Origin of the sequence: Shimia sp. MMG029, assembly GCF_027947445.1 — a bacterium.
Classification (GTDB): domain Bacteria; phylum Pseudomonadota; class Alphaproteobacteria; order Rhodobacterales; family Rhodobacteraceae; genus Shimia.
Genome location: NZ_JAQJIM010000001.1, coordinates 154,923 through 177,973, shown reverse-complemented (window position 1 = coordinate 177,973; position 23,051 = coordinate 154,923). Strand labels below are relative to the sequence as shown.

Below are 23,051 nucleotides of genomic sequence, written 5' to 3'. Positions count from 1 at the left end.
AAGAAAAGAGCGCCGGGAAAGGCGCTCTCTGTCAAATGTTTGTCTGACACGCCTTAATCGGCGGTGCGGCCTTCGGTGTCTGACATGTCAAAGCCCAGATGGCGCGCCACGGTCTGAACGTCTTTGTCGCCCCGGCCACACATGTTCATAACGATGATATGGTCCTTGGGCAGATCGCCTGCGATTTTCATCACATGGGCCAGCGCATGGCTTGGCTCAAGCGCAGGAATGATGCCTTCCATCGCGCAGGAGAACTGGAACGCCTCCAGCGCCTCTTTGTCGGTGATGGAAACATACTGCGCGCGGCCGGTATCATGCAGCCAGCTGTGCTCTGGCCCGATGCCTGGATAGTCCAGACCTGCGGAGATGGAATAGCCCTCAAGGATCTGGCCATCGTCGTCCTGAAGCAGGTAAGTGCGGTTGCCATGCAGCACGCCCGGGCGGCCACCGGTCAGCGATGCGCAGTGCTCCATCTTCTCATCTACGCCACGGCCCCCGGCCTCAACGCCGATGATGTTGACCTCTTTGTCATCCAGGAATGGATAGAACAGGCCCATGGCGTTGGAGCCACCGCCAATGGCAGCGATCACAGTATCCGGCAGGCGGCCTTCGCCCTCCTGCTCGGCAAGCTGCCAGCGCACCTCTTTGCCGATTATGGATTGGAAATCACGCACCATCGCCGGATAGGGGTGCGGGCCAGCCACGGTACCAATGCAGTAGAATGTGTCGCGCACGTTGGTCACCCAGTCGCGCAACGCATCGTTCATCGCGTCTTTCAGCGTGCCGCGGCCTGAGGTCACAGGCACCACTTCCGCGCCCAAAAGGCGCATGCGGAAGACGTTTGGCGCCTGACGCTGCACATCATGTGCGCCCATATAGACCACGCACTTCAGGCCAAACTTCGCGCACACCGTCGCGGTCGCCACGCCGTGCTGGCCAGCACCGGTTTCTGCGATGATGCGCGTCTTTCCCATACGGCGTGCCAAAATGATCTGGCCGAGCACGTTGTTCACCTTGTGCGCGCCGGTGTGGTTCAGCTCGTCACGCTTCAGATAGATCTTGGCGCCGCCCAGCTCTTCGGTGATGCGGGAGGCAAAATAAAGCGGGCTTGGGCGGCCCACATAGTGTTTCCACAGATCGTCCATTTCCGCCCAGAAGGTCGGATCATCCTTGGCCTTTTCGTATTCTGCCTGCAGATCAAGGATCAGCGGCATCAGCGTTTCACTGACAAACCGCCCGCCAAAATCGCCAAACCGGCCATTTTCGTCAGGGCCAGTCATAAAGCTGTTGAAAAGATCGTTGGACATATGCGTCTCTCCCTTGCGTCGCCTGTACCTAAAACGCCGTACACAAGGAGAGCAAGCGCAAAGCGCGCCAGCAAGGTCTCGCCTGACAAAAGGTCGCTCACTTACGCGCGGTCAAGATTTCAGCAACGGCGTCCAAAGCCGCCCTTATGGGCGGATCATGACGCGCATCATGGTGACACACCAACCATTCTTCGCTGGTCAAATCATTGATGATTGGACTCACCTGCTGCAATCCGGGCATGTCAGACGCGAAGCTGGTCGCCATGACAATGCGTCCAACGCCAGCCTGCGCCAAATTCACCAACGTATAAGAGGAGCTCGCAGTCGTCAGAACATCGTCGCCATGATGCGTGTGTATCCACCGAGTCGAGGCGGTGGGCTCTGGCCCCTGTTGCAGCGTGATGTAGCCGGAGACAGTGTCACAAACCGCAAATTCGGCAAACTCGACCTTACGCGTTCGGCGTCCAGCCAGCCACGGCTGATCGGGCCGCCGGTTTCGCACCCCAATGTCCGCATCGCGCCTAGCGATGTCGAGCATTTTGGAGCCTTCGACAAACTCCAAACGCCATGGATCGCTTCTGCTCCAAACCGTTCCCAGCCGTCGCGCAATATAGCCTGCGGTCAGACTGCCTGCGGTAAGCCGCACGCGGGCGGCTTCAGGATTGGCAAAGACCCGCGTCAACCGCGCGCGTACGGCGCGCAGATCATCCAATTGACCCAGCAACGCGCGCCCTTCGATAGTCAATGTATAGCCGCGCGGCCCACGCTCAAACAATTTGCGGCCCAATTGCCGCTCAAGGTTCGCCATCTTGCGGCTGAGCGTGGGAACCGTCGCGCCTGAGCGCCGCGCCGCGCCCGCCAGCCCGCCGGTTTCGGCCACATCCACAAACAGCCCCAAATCATCCAAGGATGGAGATTGTTCCATTTTTGAAATTAAACTCTCAAAATATCCACCTAATAATGAAATGATTTACGGGCCATGATCGTCAAGTCTTTTCCCAACACGGACTTGAACAATGGCCCATGTGCTTCCTCCCAAGCCCCCGCTGCCTGCCCGGCCACTTACCAATTATGCCAAAGAGCAAGAGATTTTTCGCGCCAAAGCGCGCGCCAACAAAAAGCGCCGTCACTTGCGGCGCTTAGTGAAGTTCAAAAGATGGTTTACACAACTGTTTGAGCTTTAAACAGCGCTTAGCGCAGCTTTCATAAAGGCTTGGATCAAGCCAATGTCCTTCAAGCCCGGCGCGCTTTCGACCCCAGAAGACAGATCCAGCTGCTGTGCGCCCGTCATCTGGATAGCTTCTGCCACATTGTCGACGGTCAAGCCACCAGCGAGCATCCAAGGGCGCGGCCACTCTTCGCGGTTCACCAAACGCCAATCAAAGGACAGGCCGTTTCCGCCGGGCAGATCAGCATTCTTTGGAGGCTTTGCATCAACAAGAAGTTGATCGGCGACCGCGCCGTAGGTGTCAATTTTGGCCACATCTTCAGCATCGGCAATGCCAATCGCCTTCATCACAGGCAGGCCAAAACGGCTGCGCACCTCTGCCACGCGCTCCGGGCTTTCACTGCCGTGCAATTGCAACATATCTAAAGGCACAGCGGTCAGAAGGTTTTCCAGAAACGTGTCGTCCGCGTTCACGGTCAACGCGACTTTGGTAAGGCTATCAGGCGCGGATTTTGCCAACAGGCACGCACGCTCAAGGCTCACATTTCGCGGGGATTTTTTAAAGAAAACAAAACCCACATAGGCCGCGCCAGCCTCCGCTGCCGCAACCACATGTTCAGGCTCTTTCAGCCCGCAGATCTTTACCCGAATGGTCATAGAAGTGCTCTACCCTAGATGCGCAGCAAAACGCAAAGTTCAGCTGGCTTCATCCAGAAGCGCGAGAACTTCATCTTTTTTCTCAGCCTCACGGCCTTTAAGACGACGCACTTCGCGTTTGGTGTGATGCAACTCACGCTCTGCTTTGGTTTTGTCAGAACGCATGCGGTGTTCACGCATCCATTCCCAGACAAAACCGATCAGCAGCCCCACGACGATGGCGCCCAAAATCACGAGGAAAAGAGGCAGCTGAATGCTGTGGTTAAGCCCAATCAAGTCGCTCAGCGCCGGAGGCAGCAGTGTCAGTGTCACAAGGTCCCGGTTTGCGAGTGCAACCGAAATGAGGGCGATGCCCAGCGCGCCAAGAAAGGCGTAGCGAATGTAGCGCATGGCTTACTTTCCGTTTAGTCGATCCCGCAACAACTTGCCGGTCTTAAAGAACGGCACGTGTTTTTCATCTACATCTACCGATTCACCGGTGCGTGGGTTGCGCCCAGTGCGCGCATCGCGCTGTTTCACGGAAAATGCGCCGAAGCCGCGCAACTCTACGCGGTCCCCACGGCTCATCGCCTCTGTGATTTCATCAAAAATAGTATTCACTATGCGCTCTACATCGCGCTGAAACAAATGAGGATTTTCGTCTGCAATTTTTTGAATCAATTCCGAACGGATCATCGGTGTCTATCTCCCTGAGGGCGTGCAGGTCTTACCGCGTGCATCTAACTGACTATAGGAAGAAAGCGGGCCAACGGAAACGGAAACCCGATGTCAGTTGGTGGAAAACCGCTCAAATCCACAGAATTCGCATGGTCGAAGCGTTATTTCTGACAGTTTTTGCCAAAGCGCAACCCCTCAAAGGCAATAGATTTTGCGCCGCAGCGCGGCAAGAAGCCTTTGATTCGCAACAGAAAGCCCATGCCAGAGGCGCCGCGCCACCTGAATTCTGCCTTGCTCTGCGACGACAGTTTAATGCATGCGCGCCTTTATCTTGCGCACTGTCCACCACACCAAGGCCACAACGACCGGCGTCAGGATCGCTGTCAGCATTCCTTTGCTCAGCCCAACGAGGGCGGCCAAAGGATAGGTGGCATAGGCCGCAAGCGACACACTGTAGTAACTGATGGCAACCACCGAGAGACCTTCGACTGTTTCCTGCAGGCGCAGCGCCATATCTGCGCGACGATCCATGCTGGCGAGGAGTGCCTGATTTTCCGCCAAACGCGCGACCTCTACCTTTGTGCGCAGCAATTGCGCCGCGCGCCCGACACGCTCTGCCAGAGATTGCATCCGGGTTTCGCTGTGCTTCACGGTGCGCATTGCCGGATCATAGCGCCGCATCATGAATTCCTGAAATGTCTGGCGCCCTTGGAAACGCTCCTCACGCAGCACCTCAATGCGCTGGGACACAATGGTTTCATAGGCCGCCGTTGCCCCAAAGCGAAAAGAGGTCTCAGCAATGAGATGTTCCAAATCACCCGACAACGCCAGCAGGCTCTGCAGTGTTTCAGCCGCATCCCCTTCCTGGGTGCGCAGCTCTCCCATCAACTGACCGGCACCATCTTCGAGCGCGCTCAATTCATCTGAGATCGCACGCACCCTAAAATAGCCCAGCATCGACATAGATTTATAAGTTTCGATCTCACAGAGGCGCTGCACGACACGTCCAACCCGGCGCACACCGGTCTCTGGCGCGACAAAAACAGCCATGCACTGATGCCCGTTGGCGGCGATGCGAAAATCGGTTGCCACAACGCAGGACCCATCCAGCACGTAGTTTACCGCCACCGCCTCCTGTAGAAACCAGCTATCGATCTTGGTGTTGATCTCATCCTCGTTTGGCATCGGCTCTACGCGGATCGCCACCGACGTCACCCGCTGTCCCGGTGCAGCGGCGAGCCAGTCTTCCGGGAAAACATCAAAATCCACTGGATCAAAAGCGCGCGCGCTCAACTGCGGCAGAAACACCGAATAGGCCACAAATTCTGCGTGCTGCTCCCATTTGAGGGTGTCGCGCCCGATCTGGCAGGTAAAATGCGTGGCCCCAGGCGGTGGGTGCGCCACACCGAAGCGGTCAAGCAGGTTAATCAGATGTGCGCGCGCAGCTTGTTCGCGTGTCCCGATCTGTTCCCGTGGGATCCTCCATGCAACGAACACCGCGCGACAAGGCACGTCAAGCGTTGGAAAAGGGCGCGCGTGCAGTTCGTTGGCGAGCTGGTAGCGCAAAGGGTGGTCAGTGATTGAGTGCATTATCCTCTCCGGCGCGGATCGCAGTTGGGCAGAGCCTACGCATGTAATTCACTTTGTAAATTCATATTTTTCAATGCCTTAAGTGAATGCCACGGTATACCAAATCAAAGTGAATACGCGCGAACCGAACGCGTAGACAAAACGCACCCTACTAAGCTTTTGCGGCGCAGCCCGTTTTAAGCGAGGCCCGCGCCCAAAGCCTGCCAACGGACTTGTCATTGAGGCCAGATCGCGTATCACTGAACACGCATTCAATGTGCATCCCACAGTCAGCCGATGGAGCTCAAACATGTTTCAAGATTTCAACGTGACAGCGCGGCCAGAGCAAGGCCCAGATCGGCTGAAAACTCTGCGAAAAGCGCTGTTGACACAAGGTCTTGACGGCTTCCTGGTCCCACGTGCGGATGCCCATCAGGGTGAATATGTTGCCCCACGCGACGACCGTCTGGCATGGTTGACAGGGTTCACAGGCTCCGCCGGGTTCTGCGTTGTGCTGGCTGACATTGCGGGCGTTTTTGTTGACGGGCGATATCGCACCCAAGTGAAAGAACAGGTGGCAGACTGCTACACCCCCGTGGATTGGCCCGAAGTTCTGCCTGGACCTTGGATTGTAGAGCATCTGGGGGCCGGGCGTGTGGGCTTTGACCCGTGGCTCTATACAATTGGACAACTTGAAGCGCTGCAAAAGGCGGTTGTTGGCACAAACATTCAATTCGTACCAGTGGCCAATCCGATTGATGGAATTTGGGAGGATCAACCGGATGCGCCGATGGCCTCCGTGAAAGCCCACCCAACGGCCATCGCAGGGGAAAGCCATGCCGACAAGCGAGCGCGGCTGGCGGCGTCTCTGAAAGAGGCGGGCCATGACGCGGCGGTGATCACCTTGCCCGACAGCATTGCATGGCTGTTAAACATCCGCGGGGCTGACATTCCACGCAACCCTCTGGCGCATGGCTTTGCCATTCTGAACGCAAATGCAAGCGTGGAACTGTTCATGGCCGCGCCGAAACTCGCGGCCGTGATGGATCATCTTGGGGCTGACGTACGCGTGCATGCGCCTGAAGAGTTCATTGCATACCTTACAAAATCCACCGGCACCGTGCGGCTGGACAAAGGCAGCGCCCCGATCGCTGTAGAAGCGGCTGTGGCCCAGAGCGATGCAAAGATTGCTTATGCACAGGATCCCTGCGTGATGCCGAAAGCGCGCAAGAATGCCGCAGAGATTTCGGGCATGGTTGAAGCGCACCTGCGTGACGGCGCGGCGGTCAGCAGCTTTCTCAACTGGTTTGACACACAAGACAAAACCACGCTCACCGAGATTGATGTGGTGCGCAAATTGGAAGAAAGCCGGCGTGCGACCAATGCGCTGTTGGATATCAGTTTTGAAACCATTGCAGGCACCGGTCCGCACGGGGCGATCATGCACTATCGTGTGACCGAAGACACCAACCGCCAGCTAGAGGACGGTGACCTGATGGTGCTCGACAGCGGCGGGCAATATGCCGATGGCACCACCGACATCACACGCACCCTTCCAATTGGCGCGGTCGATCAAGAGGCCAAGGTGGCGTTCACCCGTGTCCTGCAAGGGATGATTGCGGTGACACGTATGCGGTTCCCCAAAGGGGTCGCAGGCAGCCACATAGAAGCGATTGGTCGCCTGCCACTCTGGATGGCAGGGCAAGATTTTGATCACGGCCTTGGGCACGGTGTGGGTGCGTATCTGTGTGTGCATGAAGGGCCACAAAGATTTAGCCGGGTGAGTGATGTGCCACTTGAAGTGGGCATGATCCTTTCCAATGAACCCGGCTATTATCGCCCCGGCGCCTTTGGCATTCGCCTAGAGAACCTGATTGTGGTTGAAGAGGCCCCTGCCCTGCCCGGTGGGGACGATCACCGGGAGATGCTTCAGTTTCGCACATTGACCTATGCGCCAATCGCGCGCGATATGATTGTGACAGAGATGCTCAGCGCAGATGAACGGGATTGGCTGAATGACTATCATGCGACGTGTCGTCAGCTTCTGTCGCCACGTCTCGCGGCAGAGGTCAAACTGTGGTTGGATGAAGCAACTGCGCCGCTTTGAAACAGCGGCATGTCGTTTGGGCTGACACCGTGCTGTCACAAAGCGACGATAGTGGCATCTAAAACACAAAGAGGGTAGCAGACATGACCGGCAACATCACCATTCGCAAAGCAGAGGGCAATTGGGTCGTGCGGGCTGGCGGCGCCATTTTAGGCGAGAGCAGCGCGGCACTTGAACTGAGCGAAGATGGCTACAAGCCGGTCATTTATTTCCCGCGTGGTGATATTGCGACCGCCTTTCTGGACGACAGTGCAAAGACCACGTTCTGCCCTCACAAGGGAGATGCACGATATTACTCTATCGTCACAAAAAGCACGACCATCAAAGATGCTGCATGGGGATACGATGCCCCGGTTGAAGGCGTGGAGCGCATCAAAGACCACCTCGCCTTTCATACATCAGAGCAGGTCGCTGTAGAGCGTATTTAAACGGTAACCTGATCACCTGCAAAGGTCGGCTCGCGATGATTTGTTTTGCCGCAGCCGTTCACTTTTGCCAGCCTTGACACGATACTGCATAGTGCAGGGGCAACTCTGCAATGCGCGCATCAAAGCGAGGGCAACCGATATGAAATTTGTTGTGACAACGGCGGCAGTGGCATTGATCGCGGCCTCGCTTTCGGGTGCCGGACATGCGGCTGAAGCGCGTGAAATCGGGTGGGAAGAGCTCACAGGGCCAACCACGCCGATTGAAAACCCGTTTGAAACGCTCACGACCGAACAGATGGAAAATCTGGCACGCGTGTTGCGTCTGGATACCATTGCAGAAGAAGACAACGACAAAGACGCCGCAGCCGATGCCAAAGCGTTGCGCGGGGTGCTTTATGATCAGGGCGTGAAGGTGGATTTTCTGCTCTCAGAAAGGTTGAGGATTATGGCGCAGCTCGAAGCGGAAGCCAGCGCACCCAATGCCGAGGTTGTTGGTAAGACCATTCGCATTCCCGGCTACCTGTTGCCTTTGGAAATGAACGGAGACACAGCCACCGAGTTTCTACTCGTGCCCACAATTGGGGCCTGCATTCACGTCCCGCCCCCGCCCGCAAATCAGATTGTGCGCGTCAGCTATCCCGAAGGGTTTGAAACCGATGGGTATTACACGCCAATCTGGATCACCGGAGAGCTGCGCAACGAGCCCAGCGTGAGCGAATTGTTTCTGGTGGATGGGTCTGATGATGTGAGCGCGACCTATCAGCTGAAAGCCACCTCGGTTGAACTCTACGAGTAAGTCCGCCTAGGAATGCTCTTCAGCCGCGGTTTCTGCCAGCGCTTTGTTGTAGGCTCGCAAGGCATCCACGTGAAAGACTGCTCCCAGTAGCTCTGGTGAGGCGTCTTCTGCCACAACAGTCACCACAGGGATGTAGGCTTCACCTGTGGCCTCAAACATCGGCATGAGGCTTTCCAGCGTTGCATTTCCGCTGACATAACACCCCTCTGCCACCATCTCCCAGCACCGCGCCTCGGGTGCAGCTTTGGGATCATCTGTCAGCCGCATCACCTTGGACACACCACAGAGCGCCAGCAAATAGGCCTGCGGGCCAGCGGCGATATGCACATTGCGCCGCTCAAGCTGCGTGAGAAAGAACGAGCCATCCACCAATCGCGAACTAAAGGCGGTGGAGATGGACACAGCCACCATCACCGCCAGACCGGTTTGCCAGTCACCTGTCAGTTCAAACACAATCAGCGTGGTCGAGATCGGCGCGCCAAGCACGGCGGCCGCCACGGCGCCCATGCCTGCCAGGGCGTAAAGTGTGGTGGTGCCGGACACATCCGGGAAAATCGCAGTGGCGATCATACCAAATGCCAACCCAGTCAGTGCGCCAAGCATAAGTGCCGGAGAAAACACGCCGCCGCCCATGCGCCCCGCCATGGTGATGGACACCGCAATCACTTTCAGGACGGCAAACACCACGGCCTCATGCAGCAGCAACTGACCAGTGAGCGCGGCAGAAGTGGTTTCATATCCCACGCCGATAATATGCGGAAACCAGATCGCCAGAATGCCCAGCAGGCTGCCAGAAATCGCCGGGCGCAGCCAGCGCGGCATGCGCAGCTCGTCCTGCACATGGTTGGCCATATCTTCGGCCCAGAAGATCGTCCACATCAACGCGACAGCCACAAGCCCACAGACACCGCCAAGGATCAAGAAGGCTGGCAGCTCTTGATAGAATTGCAGCGCGGTGCCGGTATTGAGCGTGAACTCGGTCACGTCCCCGAATTCAAGCCGGTTGATGACCGTGCCAGACACTGCCGCGATGACAATCGGCGCAAAGGCATGCACTGCAAAATGGCGCAGCACCACCTCCAGCGCAAAAAGCGCCCCGGCTATGGGGGCGTTGAATGATGCGGAAACTGCCGCCGCCACGGCGCAGCCCAGAAGGTCACGCCCGGTGATACCATTGGCGTTGATACGGTCGCTGACCCAGCTCGAAATCACCCCCGCGATATGCACCACAGGGCCTTCACGCCCTGTGGAGCCGCCAGAAGACAGGGTGATCAGCGAGGCCAAAGCGGATGCAATACCAGCCCGCTTTTCCACGCGACCCTCGTGCAAAGCGGCGCCTTCGATGGCATCCGCCACAGAGCGCACACGCCCGTCAGGTGTGAAATGATGCAGGATCAAACCGACCACCAATCCGCCCACCGTCGGGATCACCAGAAGCCAATACCACGGCAAAGTGTAAGCAAAGCTGTGCAGCTTGGTCAGATCCTCGGCGCCATAGAGTGCCGATTGCAGCCAATGGATGCCTTTGCGGAAAAACAATGCGGCAAACCCAGCGGCGATTCCGATGCAGAGCGCGATGATCCAGAACTGAAATTGGCTTGGCCCCTTCTCCAGAAGCACACGCCATCCGCCACGACAGGTGTTTGCCGCGTCTTGAGCGCTTTCCGCCAAAAAGGAGCCTACCGATTTCGCCATCGGGCCGCAAAATCTCCGGGAGTCAGACCAACAGAGGTCTCCCATGCTCTACGCGGGAATTGCAGCCAAAGCAAAGGGGTATGCGGTGAGTCTCACGCGAATTTGGATAAATGTGCAGGCTACGCCACGGCTTTGACCGGTTCAGCCCAAAAGCGCCTTTGCAGCGGCACGTGCCTCAACCGTGATCGTGTCGCCAGAGATCATGCGCGCGACCTCATCAATCTGTTCATCAGCGTTCAGAGGCACCACGCGACTGAGCGTCTGATTGTTTTTAACGCTCTTTTCGACACGCCAATGATGCGCCCCAAGTGCGGCAACCTGCGGTGAGTGGGTCACCACAAGCACCTGTCCGCCTTCGGCCAAAGCTTTAAGGCGACGCCCCACTGCATCTGCAGTCGCCCCGCCAACACCGCGGTCGATCTCGTCAAAGATCAAAGTCATGCCACTGATGTCGCTGGTCAGGCAAACTTTAAGCGCCAGCAGGAAGCGACTGAGTTCACCCCCCGAGGCAATCTTGGCCAGTGGCCCGGCAGGCGCGCCGGGATTGGTGGCAACCACAAACTCCACGGCATCACGCCCTTCTGGCCCGGCATCCCCTGCGGTAACACGGGTTTCAAACACGGCACGTTCCATTTTCAGAGGTGCCAGTTCGCCCATTACCGCCTTGTCCAACGCTTTGGCCGCTGTCTGGCGCGCTTTGGTCAGGACCTCAGCCGCAATGTCATAGGCCCCTTCAGCCGCTTTCAGATCGGCGGTCAGGCCAGCGATATTACCTTCGCCTGCATCAAGTGCAGCAAGCCTGTCACGCAAGTTCTGGGCAAATGTACCCAACTCATCGGGCGCAACCCCATGCTTCCGCGCCAAGGCTCGGATGGCAAACAAGCGTTCTTCGATCTGCTCCAGCTCATGTGGATTGAAATCCAGCGCCTCAAGGCAGCGCTCCACGCCGTCGACCGCGTCACTGAGCTCATTCAGGGCACGTTCCAGTGCGGCCACCGGCGCCTCAAGCGCATCGCCGGTTTCCGCCAATGCTCCGTCGAGCCAACGCAGCGCATCGCCCATGGCGCTTTCCGCACCACCATTGCCAAGCGCCGCATGAGCACGACTAACGTCTTCGCGCACCTTCTCTGCGCCTTGCATCATACGGCGGCGGGTGTCGAGCTCTGCCTCTTCGCCGGGCTGTGGATCCAGCTTATCCGCTTCAGCAACCGCGTGCCGCAGAAAATCCTCTTCGGCTTTCGCCTCTGCCAGCGCAGCTTCCGCCACATTCAGTGCTTTTCTTGCCTTGGTCACAGCCGCCCAGGTCGAACGGGTCTTGGCACGGTGTTTGTCCGTTTCTGCAAAGATGTCCAAAAGATCGCGGTGCCCCTTGGGGTTAAGCAATCCACGGTCATCATGCTGTCCATGCAATTCGACCAAGGTTTCAGACAGACGGCGCAGCACTTCGCCGGACACCCGACGGTCATTGACCCAAGCCGTTTTGCGTCCGTCCGTCCGATTGACGCGCCGCAGAATCAACTCTTCACCGCCCGGCAGCCCCGCCTCTTCCAGAATGGCGTGCGCGGCATGGTTTTCTGGCAAATCAAATTCGGCGACAACCTCGCCCTGCTCGGCCCCCGCGCGCACCAGTTCCGCGCGCCCACGCCAGCCAAGCACAAAGCCCAGACTGTCGAGCAATATGGACTTACCGGCCCCGGTTTCCCCCGTCAGCACGTTCAATCCCGGCTGAAACGCCAGTTCGAGCCGATCAATGATCAGCATGTCGCGGATATCGAGAGAACGCAGCATCTGGATCAGTTGGCAGGGCGCAACCTGCGCGCCGTTACAGCCATTGCCCCTTCAGGGTCTGGCGATAGACTTGACCAAGCCACCCATCATCGGCGGCTTCCAACTCCAACCCTTGGCCTTTCAGCAGCTTGTAGCTGTCTTCGTACCACTGAGTGGCCTGGAAATTGTAGCCAAGGATAGCCCCAGCGGTCTGGGCCTGCTGCACCAGCCCCAAAGAGAGGTACGCCTCAACCAAGCGGTGCAAGGCCTCTGGCGTGTGGGTGGTGGTAGAGAAGTCTTCAACCACCACACGGAATCGCTTGATCGCAGCGGCATAGTGATCACGGCGCAGATAGTACCGGCCAATCTCCATCTCTTTGGATGCCAGGTGGTCAAACGCCAGATCAAATTTCAGCGCGGCAGAGCGGGCATATTCACTGTCTGGGTAAATTTCGATCACTTTGCGCAGCTCTTGCAGGGCTTGGAAGGTCAACCCCTGATCCCGCCCAACTTCGTCGATCTGATCATAATAGCTCAACGCCAGCAAATACTGTGCGTAAGCCGCATCTTCATCAGCAGGATAAAAATCAATATAGCGCTGCGCAGCGGCGCGGCTCTCAGGGTAGCTGTTGTCTGAGTGATAAGAGAACGCCTGCATGATCAGCGCACGTTGTGACAGCTCCGAATAAGGATAGAGCCGCTCAATCTCAGAAAAGAAGAAAGCTGCATCCGTGCCGCGATTCCGGGCCAGTTCAAACTCGCCACGTTCATAGATCTGTTCTGGGGTGAATTGCTCCAGATCGATCAAACCGCGACGCGCATCACTTGCATCATTGTCACCGCAAGCCACTACAACGGCCAGCGCCAGAACCGATCCCAGAAGACGCGCCCGCGATCTGATGCCTGACATAGTGCTCAACCTTCTCTTCCCCGCGGGACACACCCACCATTCCAGAACGCTGTTAGCATAGAATTTTCCGGGGCAAAACGCCTTTGGGTGCAATTCTTGCAATCACTTTCAAGCGACCGCTGGAACCTCGCCCATATGCACACCTGCCCCTGGCAGACGTGCGGCTTGTGCGGCAGTGCATTCCACCATGCGCCAAGCGGTAGGATCGGCAAACAGCTCGCGCAGCAGTGCGTTGGTTAGTGCGTGACCTGCACGATGCCCGCGATATTGTGCCAAAAGCGGCGCCCCTGCGAGATAAAGATCGCCCAGAGCATCCAGCATTTTGTGACGCACAGGTTCATCAGCGTGGCGCAAACCACCCTGCGCACTGACCTTTGCACCATCAAACACAACGGCGTTTTGTGTTGGGTCACCGCCCAAAGCCAGACCATTGGCCTGCATTGCTTCGACATCTGCCTGACGGCAGAATGTCCGGCTGTCACAAAGCTCGCGCACAAAGCTGCCATTTGCCAGAGTCAGACCTTTGGTTTGCTGACCAATGGCTTCATCAACAAAATCAATGTGAAAATCGATGCGCATCTCTGGCGCTGGCAAAAGTTCTGCCACGGCTTCGCCACGTGTGACCGAAACAGGCTTCAGAACTTCGATCGCCCAAACGGCAGCACGCTGCTGCACAATGCCCGCCTTCAGGAAACCGCGCACAAACTCTGCAGCGCTGCCATCTAGGATCGGAACTTCAGGAGCGTCAATTTCGATCAGAGCATTGTGGATGCCGCATCCTGCGAGCGCTGCCATCAAATGTTCGATCGTGGAAACCGTCACACCGGCTTCATTCAGAATTCGGGTACAGAGTGCGGTTTGCTCAACCACATCCCACCGGGCAGGAATCATCGCATCGCCCACCAAAATATCCGTGCGCTTGAACCAGATGCCATAGTCTGCCGATGCCGGGCGCACCGTCAGGTGCACTACTGCTCCGGAGTGGAGGCCTGTTCCAACGAAATGGACTGGTGTTTTCAATGTGGCTTGCACGGTGATCCTCAACGGTTACGCGGCGCACCCCATTGGCCGCAATAGTGAGGTAGTGCGTTGCGCCTGTCTTCTCAAATAAAGCTTTGCAACGGACTGAAACATGTTTGTAACACTTCGGCAAAACACCGCCATGAAGCACCTAACCCACTGACTAAAAACAAAAAAAGGCCGCCCAGTCAGGACGACCTCTTCACGTGTTAAGATAGTTTATCAGTTCGCTTGACGGCGCAGGAAGGCTGGAATTTCAATCCGTTCCTGATCTTCGTCCATTTGCGCAGCAGGCGCTTGAGTCTGGACCGCCGGTTGCTGGCGCGCCACGGGAGCTGCCTGCGCAGGACGCGCGGCGGGCTGTTCTGCGGCATGGCCTGTCATCTTGTTGATGAGAGAGTTGATGCCAAAGCGCGGGCGCTCTTCTGCGCGCGGCTCTTGGGCGGGTGCGGTCGGAGCAGGACGCGCTGGCGCAGCTGGCGCCTTTTCAACCGCAGCCTGCAAACGCTGCATCAGCTGAGGTGTCGGAGTGCCAGGCGCTGGACGCTGAGGCGCAACAAAATCTTGCGGCTCTTCTTCCTCAAACATCTGGGATTGGACCTGCTGTGTGGCAGCAGGCTGATACGCAGGCGCTGGCACATCAGCACCTGCCGACGCCGCATCAAATGTTGGCGTTGCTGGTGCTGGCTCCTCAAAGATGTCTTCCATCTGCTCTTCTGCAGCGGCGCGCTGTGCGTCCATCTGCGGGAACAGGGATGGCTCAGCTGGAGCCGCGGCCGCTGGCTGTGGCGCTGGTGCATAAGCAGCTGGCGCTTCAGCAGCCGGTGCAGGTGCTTGCTCCACAGGCGCTGCCGCTGCAGGTGCTGCTTCAACTTCTGCCTGCGGGAGCGGCGCTTTCATAGAGCGGCGCGGCAATGGCATGGCCGCGTTTGCTTCAGCCGCGTCAATACCAGTGGCGACGACAGATACTCGCATGCCACCCTCAAGGGAGTCATCCATGGTGGAGCCAACGATGATGTTTGCGTCTGCGTCCACTTCTTCACGAATGCGGTTGGCAGCTTCGTCCAGCTCAAACAGGGTCAGATCGTGACCGCCGGTGATGTTGATCAGAACGCCTTTCGCACCGCGCAGGGAGATCTCGTCCAGCAGCGGGTTGGCGATTGCCTTCTCTGCCGCCTGGATCGCGCGATCTTCGCCGTTTGCTTCCCCGGTGCCCATCATGGCTTTGCCCATCTCGTCCATCACGGCGCGCACGTCCGCGAAGTCAAGGTTGATCAGGCCCGGACGCACCATCAGATCGGTCACACCTTTCACGCCCTGATACAGAACGTCATCTGCCATGGAGAAGGCTTCTGTGAAGGTCGTTTTCTCGTTGGCCAGACGGAACAGGTTCTGGTTGGGAATGATGATCAGTGTGTCGACCATCTTCTGCAGCTGCTCGACGCCTTCTTCGGCCTGACGCATACGCTTTGCGCCTTCGAACTGGAATGGCTTGGTGACAACACCAACGGTCAATACACCAAGCTCACGCGCGGCCTGTGCAATAATTGGTGCAGCGCCGGTGCCGGTGCCGCCGCCCATACCTGCGGTGATGAAACACATGTGTGCGCCTGCGAGGTGATCCACGATCTCCTCGATGCTTTCTTCTGCGGCAGCCGCCCCGACAGTTGCGCGCGCCCCAGCGCCCAAACCTTCGGTGACTTTCACGCCCAGCTGCACACGACTGTCAGACTTGCTTTGCTGCAATGCCTGCGCGTCGGTGTTCGCCACCACGAATTCAACGCCTTCCAGCGCCTTGTCGATCATGTTGTTAACGGCGTTGCCGCCTGCGCCGCCTACACCGAACACGGTGATGCGGGGTTTCAGATCACCCTCATCGGGCATCGTCAGATTCAAAGCCATAAAACTGTCCGCCTGTTGTTTACCCGCCACAGCGGGCCATTTTCTGCCTACTCCAACACATTATTAAACACGCTTTGCGGAATCGTCATCCCAAAAAGCGCATTTTGCCACAAAATGTGGAGGAAAAATTCAAAAACTAGCGGTATCTTGCCGAAACCGCGACATTTTGCGGGGCAATCCACACGCAGCACAACACTACGGAGCCAATCGAAGCGCCCTTAGCGCCCCGATACAGCTATATTTTATGTTAAAGACCCTGCTCGGCCTGCTTGATCCGCATTTTTGGCGGTTACCAAAACATTAACGGCGCAGGTGCGGAAGGTCACCCCCTAAAAGCCCCTTTCGTTGCTTTATCCCCAGTTAAAACCTCACCAATTTTCGCGAAACCAGCGCACCGCCTTGTCAAAGGGGCGCACACCATAGCGATCCACCGGCAAGTCGAAGTCCCACCATTCGTCTTGCGGATGGGTTGCGAACAGGCACATCCCTACGGTCGCTGCAAATCCCGGTCCGGTTGCCGCCTGCGGCAAACCATGCACGCGCATCGGACGCCCAAGGCGCACTTGCTGTCCGAGTATTTTGGATGCCAATCCATCCAGTCCGGGGATTTGACTGCCCCCGCCCGTGAGCACAATTTTCTGGCTTGGCAAATGCTCAAACCCAGCGATATCCAGGCGCGCACGCACTTCTTCGAGGATCTCCTCGACGCGCGGACGCATAATGCCAATCAGCTCTGCCCGGCTGACCGAGCGGCGATCATGCTCCCAGTCCCCTGTGTCTCCAGACAGCTCGATCATGTCACGATCGTCCATGCCCGTGGCCACAACACCGCCATAAAACGTCTTGATCCGCTCTGCGGTCGCCATCGGCACCTGCAGCCCCATGGAAATGTCACCTGTGACGTGATCACCGCCCATGCGCACCGTATCGGCGAAGATCATGTGCTTCTTCATGAAAATCGACAGGCTGGTCGCCCCACCGCCCATATCGATACAGGCCGCGCCCAGCTCTTGTTCATCTTCTACCAGAGCTGACATGCCTGACACATAAGCAGAAGAGGCAATCCCAGCGAGTTCCAAATCGCATCGCTTGATACAATGCACAAGGTTCTGAACGGCCACTTTATCGACGGTTAGCATGTGCATATCCGTCGTGAGCACCTGCCCCACCTGGCCGCGCGGATCGTTCAAACCTGAGCGATGATCCAGTGCGAAGTTCACAGGCTGTGCGTGCAGCACCTCTCGATCCGCACCATAATCGGGCACATCGCAAGCTGCCAAAACACGCGCAACATCCTGCTCGCCAACAACCTGCCCCGCCAGCTCAATCTGACCATCCAGACCATAGGAACGCGGCTCTGCACCGGAAAAACAGGCGATCACGTGATCCACGCGGATCTTCGCCATTTTTTGTGCTGCCTGCACCACCGTACGAATGGCACGTTCGGTCTCCTGCATGGCGTCGATCTCGCCAAACTTCACGCCACGCGACATGATGGTGTTGGCCCCAATCACACGAAAGCCGCTTTGCCCAGCCATGGAGCCGATGCCCTCAACACTGGCCAGCCGATCAGTGCCATCAAAGCGCAGCACGAGGCAGGCAATTTTAGATGTGCCGACATCCAGAACCGCAATCACACCGCGTTGCATGGCCGCTTTGCGCATCGCGCGCATGGCGCGTTGGCTTTGATACAGCTCTGTCATTGTCCTGTTGTCCCCAAAGTTATCTGACTGGTGCGCCACCAGTCTTCAACGGCATTCTCTGTCAATTGAATGGTGGGACGACGCGCCAGCCGCATATCCACCACTGAAATATCACGTTCCAAGAGTTCCTGAGCGGCGTTAAGCGCAACAACGCGATCAAGCGCCTCAACGGCCCCGTGTTCGGGCAGCAAAATCCGCTGATCGCGGGTCAGAACCACGTCCCAACGACGCTCCCCAACGCGCACCAATCCGATCAGGCGATCCGAGAGCGGTCCCGCCGCCGAAAACAGAGACAAAGCCTCGCGCACATGCGCATCTGCGCCCTCTCCCGCAACCAGCGGCATCGCCGCATGGGCATGGCGAGACACCGCTGGCCCGGTCACATGACCGTCTGGATCAACCAGCGTCAGACCTTCGTGGGTGCGCCACACCACAACAGGCGTGCGCTCTGCGATATCAAGCTGCAAAACACCGCCAGTGCGCACGCGCACCGATGCGCTTGCCACAGCGGGCAACTCCGAAATCTGCGCCTTTATTGAGGGCAGGTCCAAATCGAAAGAGCTGGTTGGAAAGCTCAGCGAAAGAATATCTCGTATGTCTTCTGAGGTGCCATCAGAGGCCCCTTCGATCGCCATCGCGCTGACCATGAATTCTGGACGCGTCGCGATCTGATGACGCAAATCGTTGATCGCGAGATTGAGGTTTTCACGACGCCCTTCATCCGCGAAGTACACCATTCCAGCCCCAGCAACGACAGCACAGGGCACAACCGTACGCAGGCAAAACCGGAAAAGCGGCGTCAACATCAGCCGCTCAAAGCGATAGGCCCACCGGCTGGGCGCCAGATCTTGGCGCGCCTTTTGTCGCTTGCCAGACCTCAACGATCGCATGATGCGTCCTCCACCATCCAACTGCAGAAGTCGGCAAAAGACAGACCTTGAAAAGCAGCTTGTTCAGGTGACAGAGAGGTCGGCGTCATGCCCGGTTGCGTATTGACCTCAAGCAAAATCAACCCTTCCAGGCCGCGGCTCTCGTCCCAGCGGAAATCGGTGCGCGACACCCCGCGACACCCAAGAGCATTATGTGCGCGTACAGCGTAGTCCATGCAGGCGTCATAAACCTCTTGCGGCACCTGAGCAGGGATTTCATGGCGCGAGCCACCTTCGGCGTATTTCGCCTCATAATCATACCAGCCATCGGTGATGATATCCGTCACCCCCAAGGCGCGATCCCCCATTACGGTGGTCGTCAATTCGCGGCCAGGTGCATAGGTTTCCACCATCACCTCATCCGGCATGGCCTCTGCCAGTTGAGGGGGCGTGTTTGCACCCGCGTTCACGATGTAAATCCCGACAGAGGAGCCTTCGTTATTGGGCTTCACCACGTAGGGCGGCTCCATCACATGGCGTAAGGACACATCAGTCTTGTCAGCAATCACACTTTCAACCACAGGCAGCCCAGCAGCTTTGAAAGCTTCTTTGGCACGCTGTTTGTCCATGGCCAATGCGGACGCAAGAACACCGGAGTGTGTGTAGGGAATGCGCAGCCACTCAAAAATGCCCTGCACACAGCCATCTTCGCCCCAGCGGCCATGCAGTGCGTTGAAAATCACATCGGGAGAAATCTCTTTCAGGCGCGCAACAAGATCCGACCCAGCGTCGAGCTCAACGGTCTGATATCCTGCGTCCCGCAGTGCAGCAGCGCATTCACGCCCCGTGGAGAGCGAAACCTCGCGTTCTGCAGAGGGTCCGCCCATCACAACTGCAACTTTGGGGTTTGTCTGCTCTGACATACCCTACGTGCCTCAATGTCCCGAGCCGTTTTCGGCCCTGTTCTGGTTTGAGCCCTTCGGACTCGTTATCGCGGCCTTGTTCAGCCGCATTTTTATTCAGGCAAAGGATGCCTGCTCGGATTGGGCTTCGTGCCCTGCTCTCAGTTCGGGCTTTGCCCTGTTTTATCGGGCTTTGCGCCCTTGGTTTGGTAACTTCGAACCGCTTTTTTGTGCCTGTTATTAAGCGTTTGGTAAGAAGTCAGTCAGCGGATGGTTCCCCGACCCGCATGATTTCCCACTGTAGCTCTATTCCGCTGTTTTGGAAAACCCTTTTTCGCACCTCTTCGCCCAGATTTTCCAAATCTGAGGCCGTGGCGTCACCTGTGTTGATCATGAAATTGGAATGCATCTCGCTCATTTGCGCGCCACCTATGCGTGCACCACGCATCCCTGCATCATCAATCACCTTCCAGGCTTTCAGATCATGCACGTCATCCGCCTTGCCCGTTGATGAAAATCCTGCCGGGTTGCGGAAGGTGCTCCCTGCCGAGCGGTCTTTGGTTGGTTGCGTCGCATCCCGCTTGGCCAACTGATCTTCCATCCGTGCTGCCAGCACCTCTGGATCTCCAGAAGGCCCCTCCAAAACCGCCTCCACAATCACCCAACCTTCGGGCAATTCGGTCTGGCGATACTGGAACTTCAGATCCTCTGCGGTAAGGGTGACGATCTCCCCCTCGCGCGTGACAGCCGTGGCCTCGACAAACACATCCGCAGTGTAGCTGCCATAGCACCCCGCATTCATCCGCACGGCACCACCAATGGCACCGGGAATGGTGCGCAAAAACGTCAGATCAACGCCAGCCGCCGCCGCTTTGCGCGCCACTTGAGCATCGAGCGCCGCAGCTCCCACCCGCACACGATTGCCTTCAATTTCTGTATGATTGAAGCCACGCCCCATGCGAATGACCACGGCACGCAAACCGCCATCGCGCACAATCAGATTGGAGCCTACGCCCATCGGAAAAACCGCCACATCTTTGGGCAAGGCTTTTAGGAAATCGGCAAGATCCTGAACATCAGCGGGCTGAAACAGATAATCCGCCGGACCGCCAACGCGCAGCCAGGTCAAGCCTGACAGCTCTTTGCCTAGTGTCAGCTTGCCGCGCGGCGTGGGCAGATCAGTCATTGGTGCGGGTCCTTTGGCTTAATGGTCACCGCACCGATAGCGAAGCCACCCTCACACCACAAGACCCGCCTCTGTGCGTACGCGTCAATTCCCGCCTAGGCCCGATCGCGCAGCGCATAAATCCCCAAATGCAACCCCCACCCCAGAGCAAGCGCCCCGGGCAGCCCCAATGCAAGCCAACCACTATAACTGTAAAGCGCAGCGAGCGACTCTGGATCTGACACAACCTTAACCGTGCCAAGTGTTACAAGAAGTGAGACAAACAGAATGACAAGACAAATCAAGATCAAGCTTGCACGTTTCAAGAGACCGCGACTTTTTCGAAATCCCGTAACAACCCCATAGATTGGCATCAGCATCACCGCGAACCAGATCACCGCGTTCAAGCCCAGCGTCAGATCTAAAACAAGATCAGCGATCATCCCAATTTCCTTTTGAGCCAACGCCAGAGGTAGATAACCGGCCAGCGCATAATCCACGCCCCCATGCCAGAAAATACAAGCGCAAACCAGATGTTATGCTGCACAGTAAGGCCAATCACAATCGGCACACCAATCGCCATCATCACATAAGCAAAGCGCCAGTGGTGATCCTTAGAGGGGAACATTGCGCGCAGATTGGCCGCGATCAGCCAAACACAGGCGCTGATCAGCGAAAGGCTCACTCCCGCTGCTCCGCGGCATCACTCTCGACAGGCAGTCCAAGAGCTTTGCGCCCGTAGTACAGCAAGGGTCGGCGGAACATGGATACAAACCCAAATAGCGCGAGCCCACCAAACAGCCAGCCATGCTCATAGAAGATCACACCGATCAACAGAATGGCCGCTATCAGCAAACCAAAACCTGGTACAAACTGATACCGCATCGGCAACATTGCGACAGCGGTTGCGGCAAGCACCCACAAACAGGCGAGTATCAAAACAAAACTCACGTCGCATGCCCTTTCGTTTGCGTTTTCAGCAGTCTACTCAGCCCTAGAAATCACGCAAGCACGATAGATCAGGCGCCCAGGTGCCCCGGAAGACCGTTGGCCCACGCACTGATCGAACCCGCGCCGAGGCAGACCACGATGTCTCCGGTTTTCGCGGTCTCCTTGACCAGCGCAACCAGATCCGACTCCTCAGAAATAGCGATCGCGTGGCGGTGCCCATGGGCCACCAGTCCCGCGATCAGATCATCGCGACTTGCGCCCTCGATTGGCGCTTCGCCGGCTGCGAAAACATCAGCAATACCGACAACATCCGCCTCATTGAAGCAAGTGCAGAAATCCTCAAACAGCGAATGCAAACGCGTGTAGCGGTGCGGCTGATGTACAGCAATGACCCGCCCACCGCTGTCACCAATTGCCTGGCGCGCGGCTTTAAGCACTGCGGCGATCTCCACCGGGTGATGGCCGTAGTCATCGATCACCGGCACGCCCCCAAGCACTTCGCCGACTTTGGTGAAGCGGCGGTTCACGCCCCCAAAGGCCGCAAGCGCTGCGCGAATTTCATCAAGCTTCATGCCAAGATGACGCGCAATCGCCACCGCAGACAATGCATTTGACACATTGTGATCGCCAGGCATCGGCAGCGTACAGCCTTCGATCACTTTGCCTTCGGCCTGCAAGGCGATGTCAAAATGCGCAACGCCCGCTTTATAGGTCAGGTTCAGCGCCCGCACATCGGCCTGAGCATTAAAGCCGAAGGTCACGACGCGGCGGTCAGTGATTTTACCCACAAGCGTCTGCACATCCGGATCATCGGTGCAGCATACCGCCAGACCATAAAATGGAATGTTTGAGACAAAGTCATAAAAGCCTTTGTGAAGCGCTTCTTCGGTGCCCCAGTGCTCCATATGCTCTGGGTCGATGTTGGTCACAATGGCAATGGTCGCGGGCAAACGATTGAAGGTGCCGTCACTTTCATCAGCCTCAACCACCATCCACTCACCGTCGCCCACACGCGCGTTCGAGCCATAGGCGTGAATAATGCCGCCATTGATCACTGTTGGATCAAAATTGCCGTGATCCAGCAATGCCGCCACCATCGTAGTGGTGGTGGTTTTACCGTGCGTGCCGGCCACGGCGATGTTTGATTTCAGACGCATCAGCTCGGCCAGCATCTCCGCGCGGCGCACCACAGGCAGACCTTTCAGGCGTGCTTCATCAAGCTCCGGATTGCCGGGTTTGATGGCCGAAGAAATCACCACAACTTCGGCATTTTCCAAATTCTCTGCCCGCTGGCCTTCAAACACCGTCGCGCCCATATCAGCCAGGCGCTGGGTGATCTTCGTGGATTTCAGGTCAGAGCCCTGCACCGTATAGCCGTGATTGATCAGCACCTCGGCAATGCCGGACATACCAATGCCGCCGATGCCAACAAAATGGATGGCGCCCACATCGCCGGGAAGTTTGGTTGCTGCGTTCAT

Annotated in this window: 22 protein-coding genes; 3 read left to right on the top strand and 19 right to left on the bottom strand. The window is 57.3% G+C overall.

Annotated elements, in window-relative coordinates; genetic code table 11:
- Window positions 1–53: 53 nt before the first annotated feature.
- The 6 genes from trpB to PJL69_RS00875 all read right to left on the bottom strand — a co-directional run bounded on the left by trpB (window position 54) and on the right by PJL69_RS00875 (window position 5,379).
- Complete coding sequence (gene trpB, locus PJL69_RS00900; protein WP_209097554.1) at window positions 54–1,307, bottom strand: tryptophan synthase subunit beta; 1,254 nt, start codon at window positions 1,305–1,307, stop codon at window positions 54–56.
- 97 nt (window positions 1,308–1,404) lie between these two features.
- Entirely contained in the window at window positions 1,405–2,232 is an 828-nt protein-coding gene (locus PJL69_RS00895) for a LysR family transcriptional regulator (RefSeq protein ID WP_271307986.1), read from the bottom strand.
- A 255-nt stretch (window positions 2,233–2,487) separates the two neighbouring features.
- Entirely contained in the window at window positions 2,488–3,132 is a 645-nt protein-coding gene (locus tag PJL69_RS00890) for a phosphoribosylanthranilate isomerase (RefSeq protein ID WP_271307985.1), read from the bottom strand.
- A gap of 39 nt (window positions 3,133–3,171) precedes the next feature.
- Window positions 3,172–3,522, bottom strand: a complete 351-nt coding sequence (locus tag PJL69_RS00885) for a LapA family protein (RefSeq protein ID WP_271307984.1) — start codon at window positions 3,520–3,522, stop codon at window positions 3,172–3,174.
- 3 nt (window positions 3,523–3,525) lie between these two features.
- Window positions 3,526–3,807, bottom strand: a complete 282-nt coding sequence (gene ihfB / locus PJL69_RS00880) for an integration host factor subunit beta (protein WP_209097559.1) — start codon at window positions 3,805–3,807, stop codon at window positions 3,526–3,528.
- Between the two features lie 291 nt (window positions 3,808–4,098).
- A complete protein-coding gene (locus PJL69_RS00875) occupies window positions 4,099–5,379 on the bottom strand; it encodes a DUF3422 family protein (protein WP_271307983.1) in 1,281 nt (426 codons plus the stop codon).
- A gap of 289 nt (window positions 5,380–5,668) precedes the next feature.
- On the opposite strand from PJL69_RS00875, the gene PJL69_RS00870 reads away from it, so the two are divergent.
- The 3 genes from PJL69_RS00870 to PJL69_RS00860 all read left to right on the top strand — a co-directional run bounded on the left by PJL69_RS00870 (window position 5,669) and on the right by PJL69_RS00860 (window position 8,689).
- The gene (locus PJL69_RS00870; protein ID WP_271307982.1) at window positions 5,669–7,465 is read left to right on the top strand and encodes an aminopeptidase P family protein; all 1,797 of its coding nucleotides are present in this window, start codon (window positions 5,669–5,671) and stop codon (window positions 7,463–7,465) included.
- A gap of 83 nt (window positions 7,466–7,548) precedes the next feature.
- Window positions 7,549–7,893: a DUF427 domain-containing protein gene (locus PJL69_RS00865; protein WP_209097562.1), complete on the top strand. Its 345-nt coding sequence runs from the start codon at window positions 7,549–7,551 to the stop codon at window positions 7,891–7,893.
- 139 nt (window positions 7,894–8,032) lie between these two features.
- The gene (locus tag PJL69_RS00860; RefSeq protein ID WP_271307981.1) at window positions 8,033–8,689 is read left to right on the top strand and encodes a DUF3299 domain-containing protein; all 657 of its coding nucleotides are present in this window, start codon (window positions 8,033–8,035) and stop codon (window positions 8,687–8,689) included.
- Between the two features lie 6 nt (window positions 8,690–8,695).
- On the opposite strand, the gene PJL69_RS00855 is transcribed toward PJL69_RS00860, so the two are convergent.
- The 13 genes from PJL69_RS00855 to murC form a co-directional block, all read right to left on the bottom strand.
- Window positions 8,696–10,384 carry a chloride channel protein gene (locus PJL69_RS00855; protein ID WP_271307980.1) on the bottom strand — a complete coding sequence of 563 codons (1,689 nt, stop codon included), beginning with the start codon at window positions 10,382–10,384 and terminating at the stop codon, window positions 8,696–8,698.
- Window positions 10,385–10,525: 141 nt separating this feature from the next.
- Window positions 10,526–12,172: a DNA repair protein RecN gene (gene recN / locus PJL69_RS00850; RefSeq protein ID WP_271307979.1), complete on the bottom strand. Its 1,647-nt coding sequence runs from the start codon at window positions 12,170–12,172 to the stop codon at window positions 10,526–10,528.
- 34 nt (window positions 12,173–12,206) lie between these two features.
- Window positions 12,207–13,061: an outer membrane protein assembly factor BamD gene (locus PJL69_RS00845; RefSeq protein ID WP_209097566.1), complete on the bottom strand. Its 855-nt coding sequence runs from the start codon at window positions 13,059–13,061 to the stop codon at window positions 12,207–12,209.
- A 108-nt stretch (window positions 13,062–13,169) separates the two neighbouring features.
- Complete coding sequence (gene lpxC / locus PJL69_RS00840) at window positions 13,170–14,093, bottom strand: UDP-3-O-acyl-N-acetylglucosamine deacetylase (protein ID WP_271307978.1); 924 nt, start codon at window positions 14,091–14,093, stop codon at window positions 13,170–13,172.
- 210 nt (window positions 14,094–14,303) lie between these two features.
- Window positions 14,304–15,983 (bottom strand): cell division protein FtsZ, encoded by a 1,680-nt coding sequence (gene ftsZ, locus PJL69_RS00835; RefSeq protein WP_271307977.1) that lies wholly within the window; start codon window positions 15,981–15,983, stop codon window positions 14,304–14,306.
- Window positions 15,984–16,351: 368 nt separating this feature from the next.
- A complete protein-coding gene (gene ftsA / locus PJL69_RS00830) occupies window positions 16,352–17,686 on the bottom strand; it encodes a cell division protein FtsA (protein WP_209097569.1) in 1,335 nt (444 codons plus the stop codon).
- A complete protein-coding gene (locus PJL69_RS00825) occupies window positions 17,683–18,576 on the bottom strand; it encodes a cell division protein FtsQ/DivIB (protein WP_271307976.1) in 894 nt (297 codons plus the stop codon). The genes ftsA and PJL69_RS00825 overlap by 4 nt, the downstream gene beginning before the upstream one ends.
- Window positions 18,564–19,478: a D-alanine--D-alanine ligase gene (locus PJL69_RS00820; RefSeq protein WP_271307975.1), complete on the bottom strand. Its 915-nt coding sequence runs from the start codon at window positions 19,476–19,478 to the stop codon at window positions 18,564–18,566. Before PJL69_RS00820 ends, PJL69_RS00825 begins: the two co-directional genes overlap by 13 nt.
- A gap of 238 nt (window positions 19,479–19,716) precedes the next feature.
- Window positions 19,717–20,643 carry a UDP-N-acetylmuramate dehydrogenase gene (gene murB / locus PJL69_RS00815; protein ID WP_271307974.1) on the bottom strand — a complete coding sequence of 309 codons (927 nt, stop codon included), beginning with the start codon at window positions 20,641–20,643 and terminating at the stop codon, window positions 19,717–19,719.
- Between the two features lie 95 nt (window positions 20,644–20,738).
- On the bottom strand, window positions 20,739–21,065 hold the full coding sequence (locus tag PJL69_RS00810) for a hypothetical protein (protein ID WP_271307973.1): 327 nt from the start codon (window positions 21,063–21,065) through the stop codon (window positions 20,739–20,741).
- The gene (locus tag PJL69_RS00805; protein ID WP_271307972.1) at window positions 21,062–21,307 is read right to left on the bottom strand and encodes a DUF2484 family protein; all 246 of its coding nucleotides are present in this window, start codon (window positions 21,305–21,307) and stop codon (window positions 21,062–21,064) included. Before PJL69_RS00805 ends, PJL69_RS00810 begins: the two co-directional genes overlap by 4 nt.
- Complete coding sequence (locus PJL69_RS00800) at window positions 21,304–21,573, bottom strand: DUF2484 family protein (RefSeq protein WP_271307971.1); 270 nt, start codon at window positions 21,571–21,573, stop codon at window positions 21,304–21,306. Before PJL69_RS00800 ends, PJL69_RS00805 begins: the two co-directional genes overlap by 4 nt.
- Window positions 21,574–21,641: 68 nt before the next feature.
- A complete protein-coding gene (murC, locus tag PJL69_RS00795) occupies window positions 21,642–23,051 on the bottom strand; it encodes a UDP-N-acetylmuramate--L-alanine ligase (RefSeq protein ID WP_209097576.1) in 1,410 nt (469 codons plus the stop codon).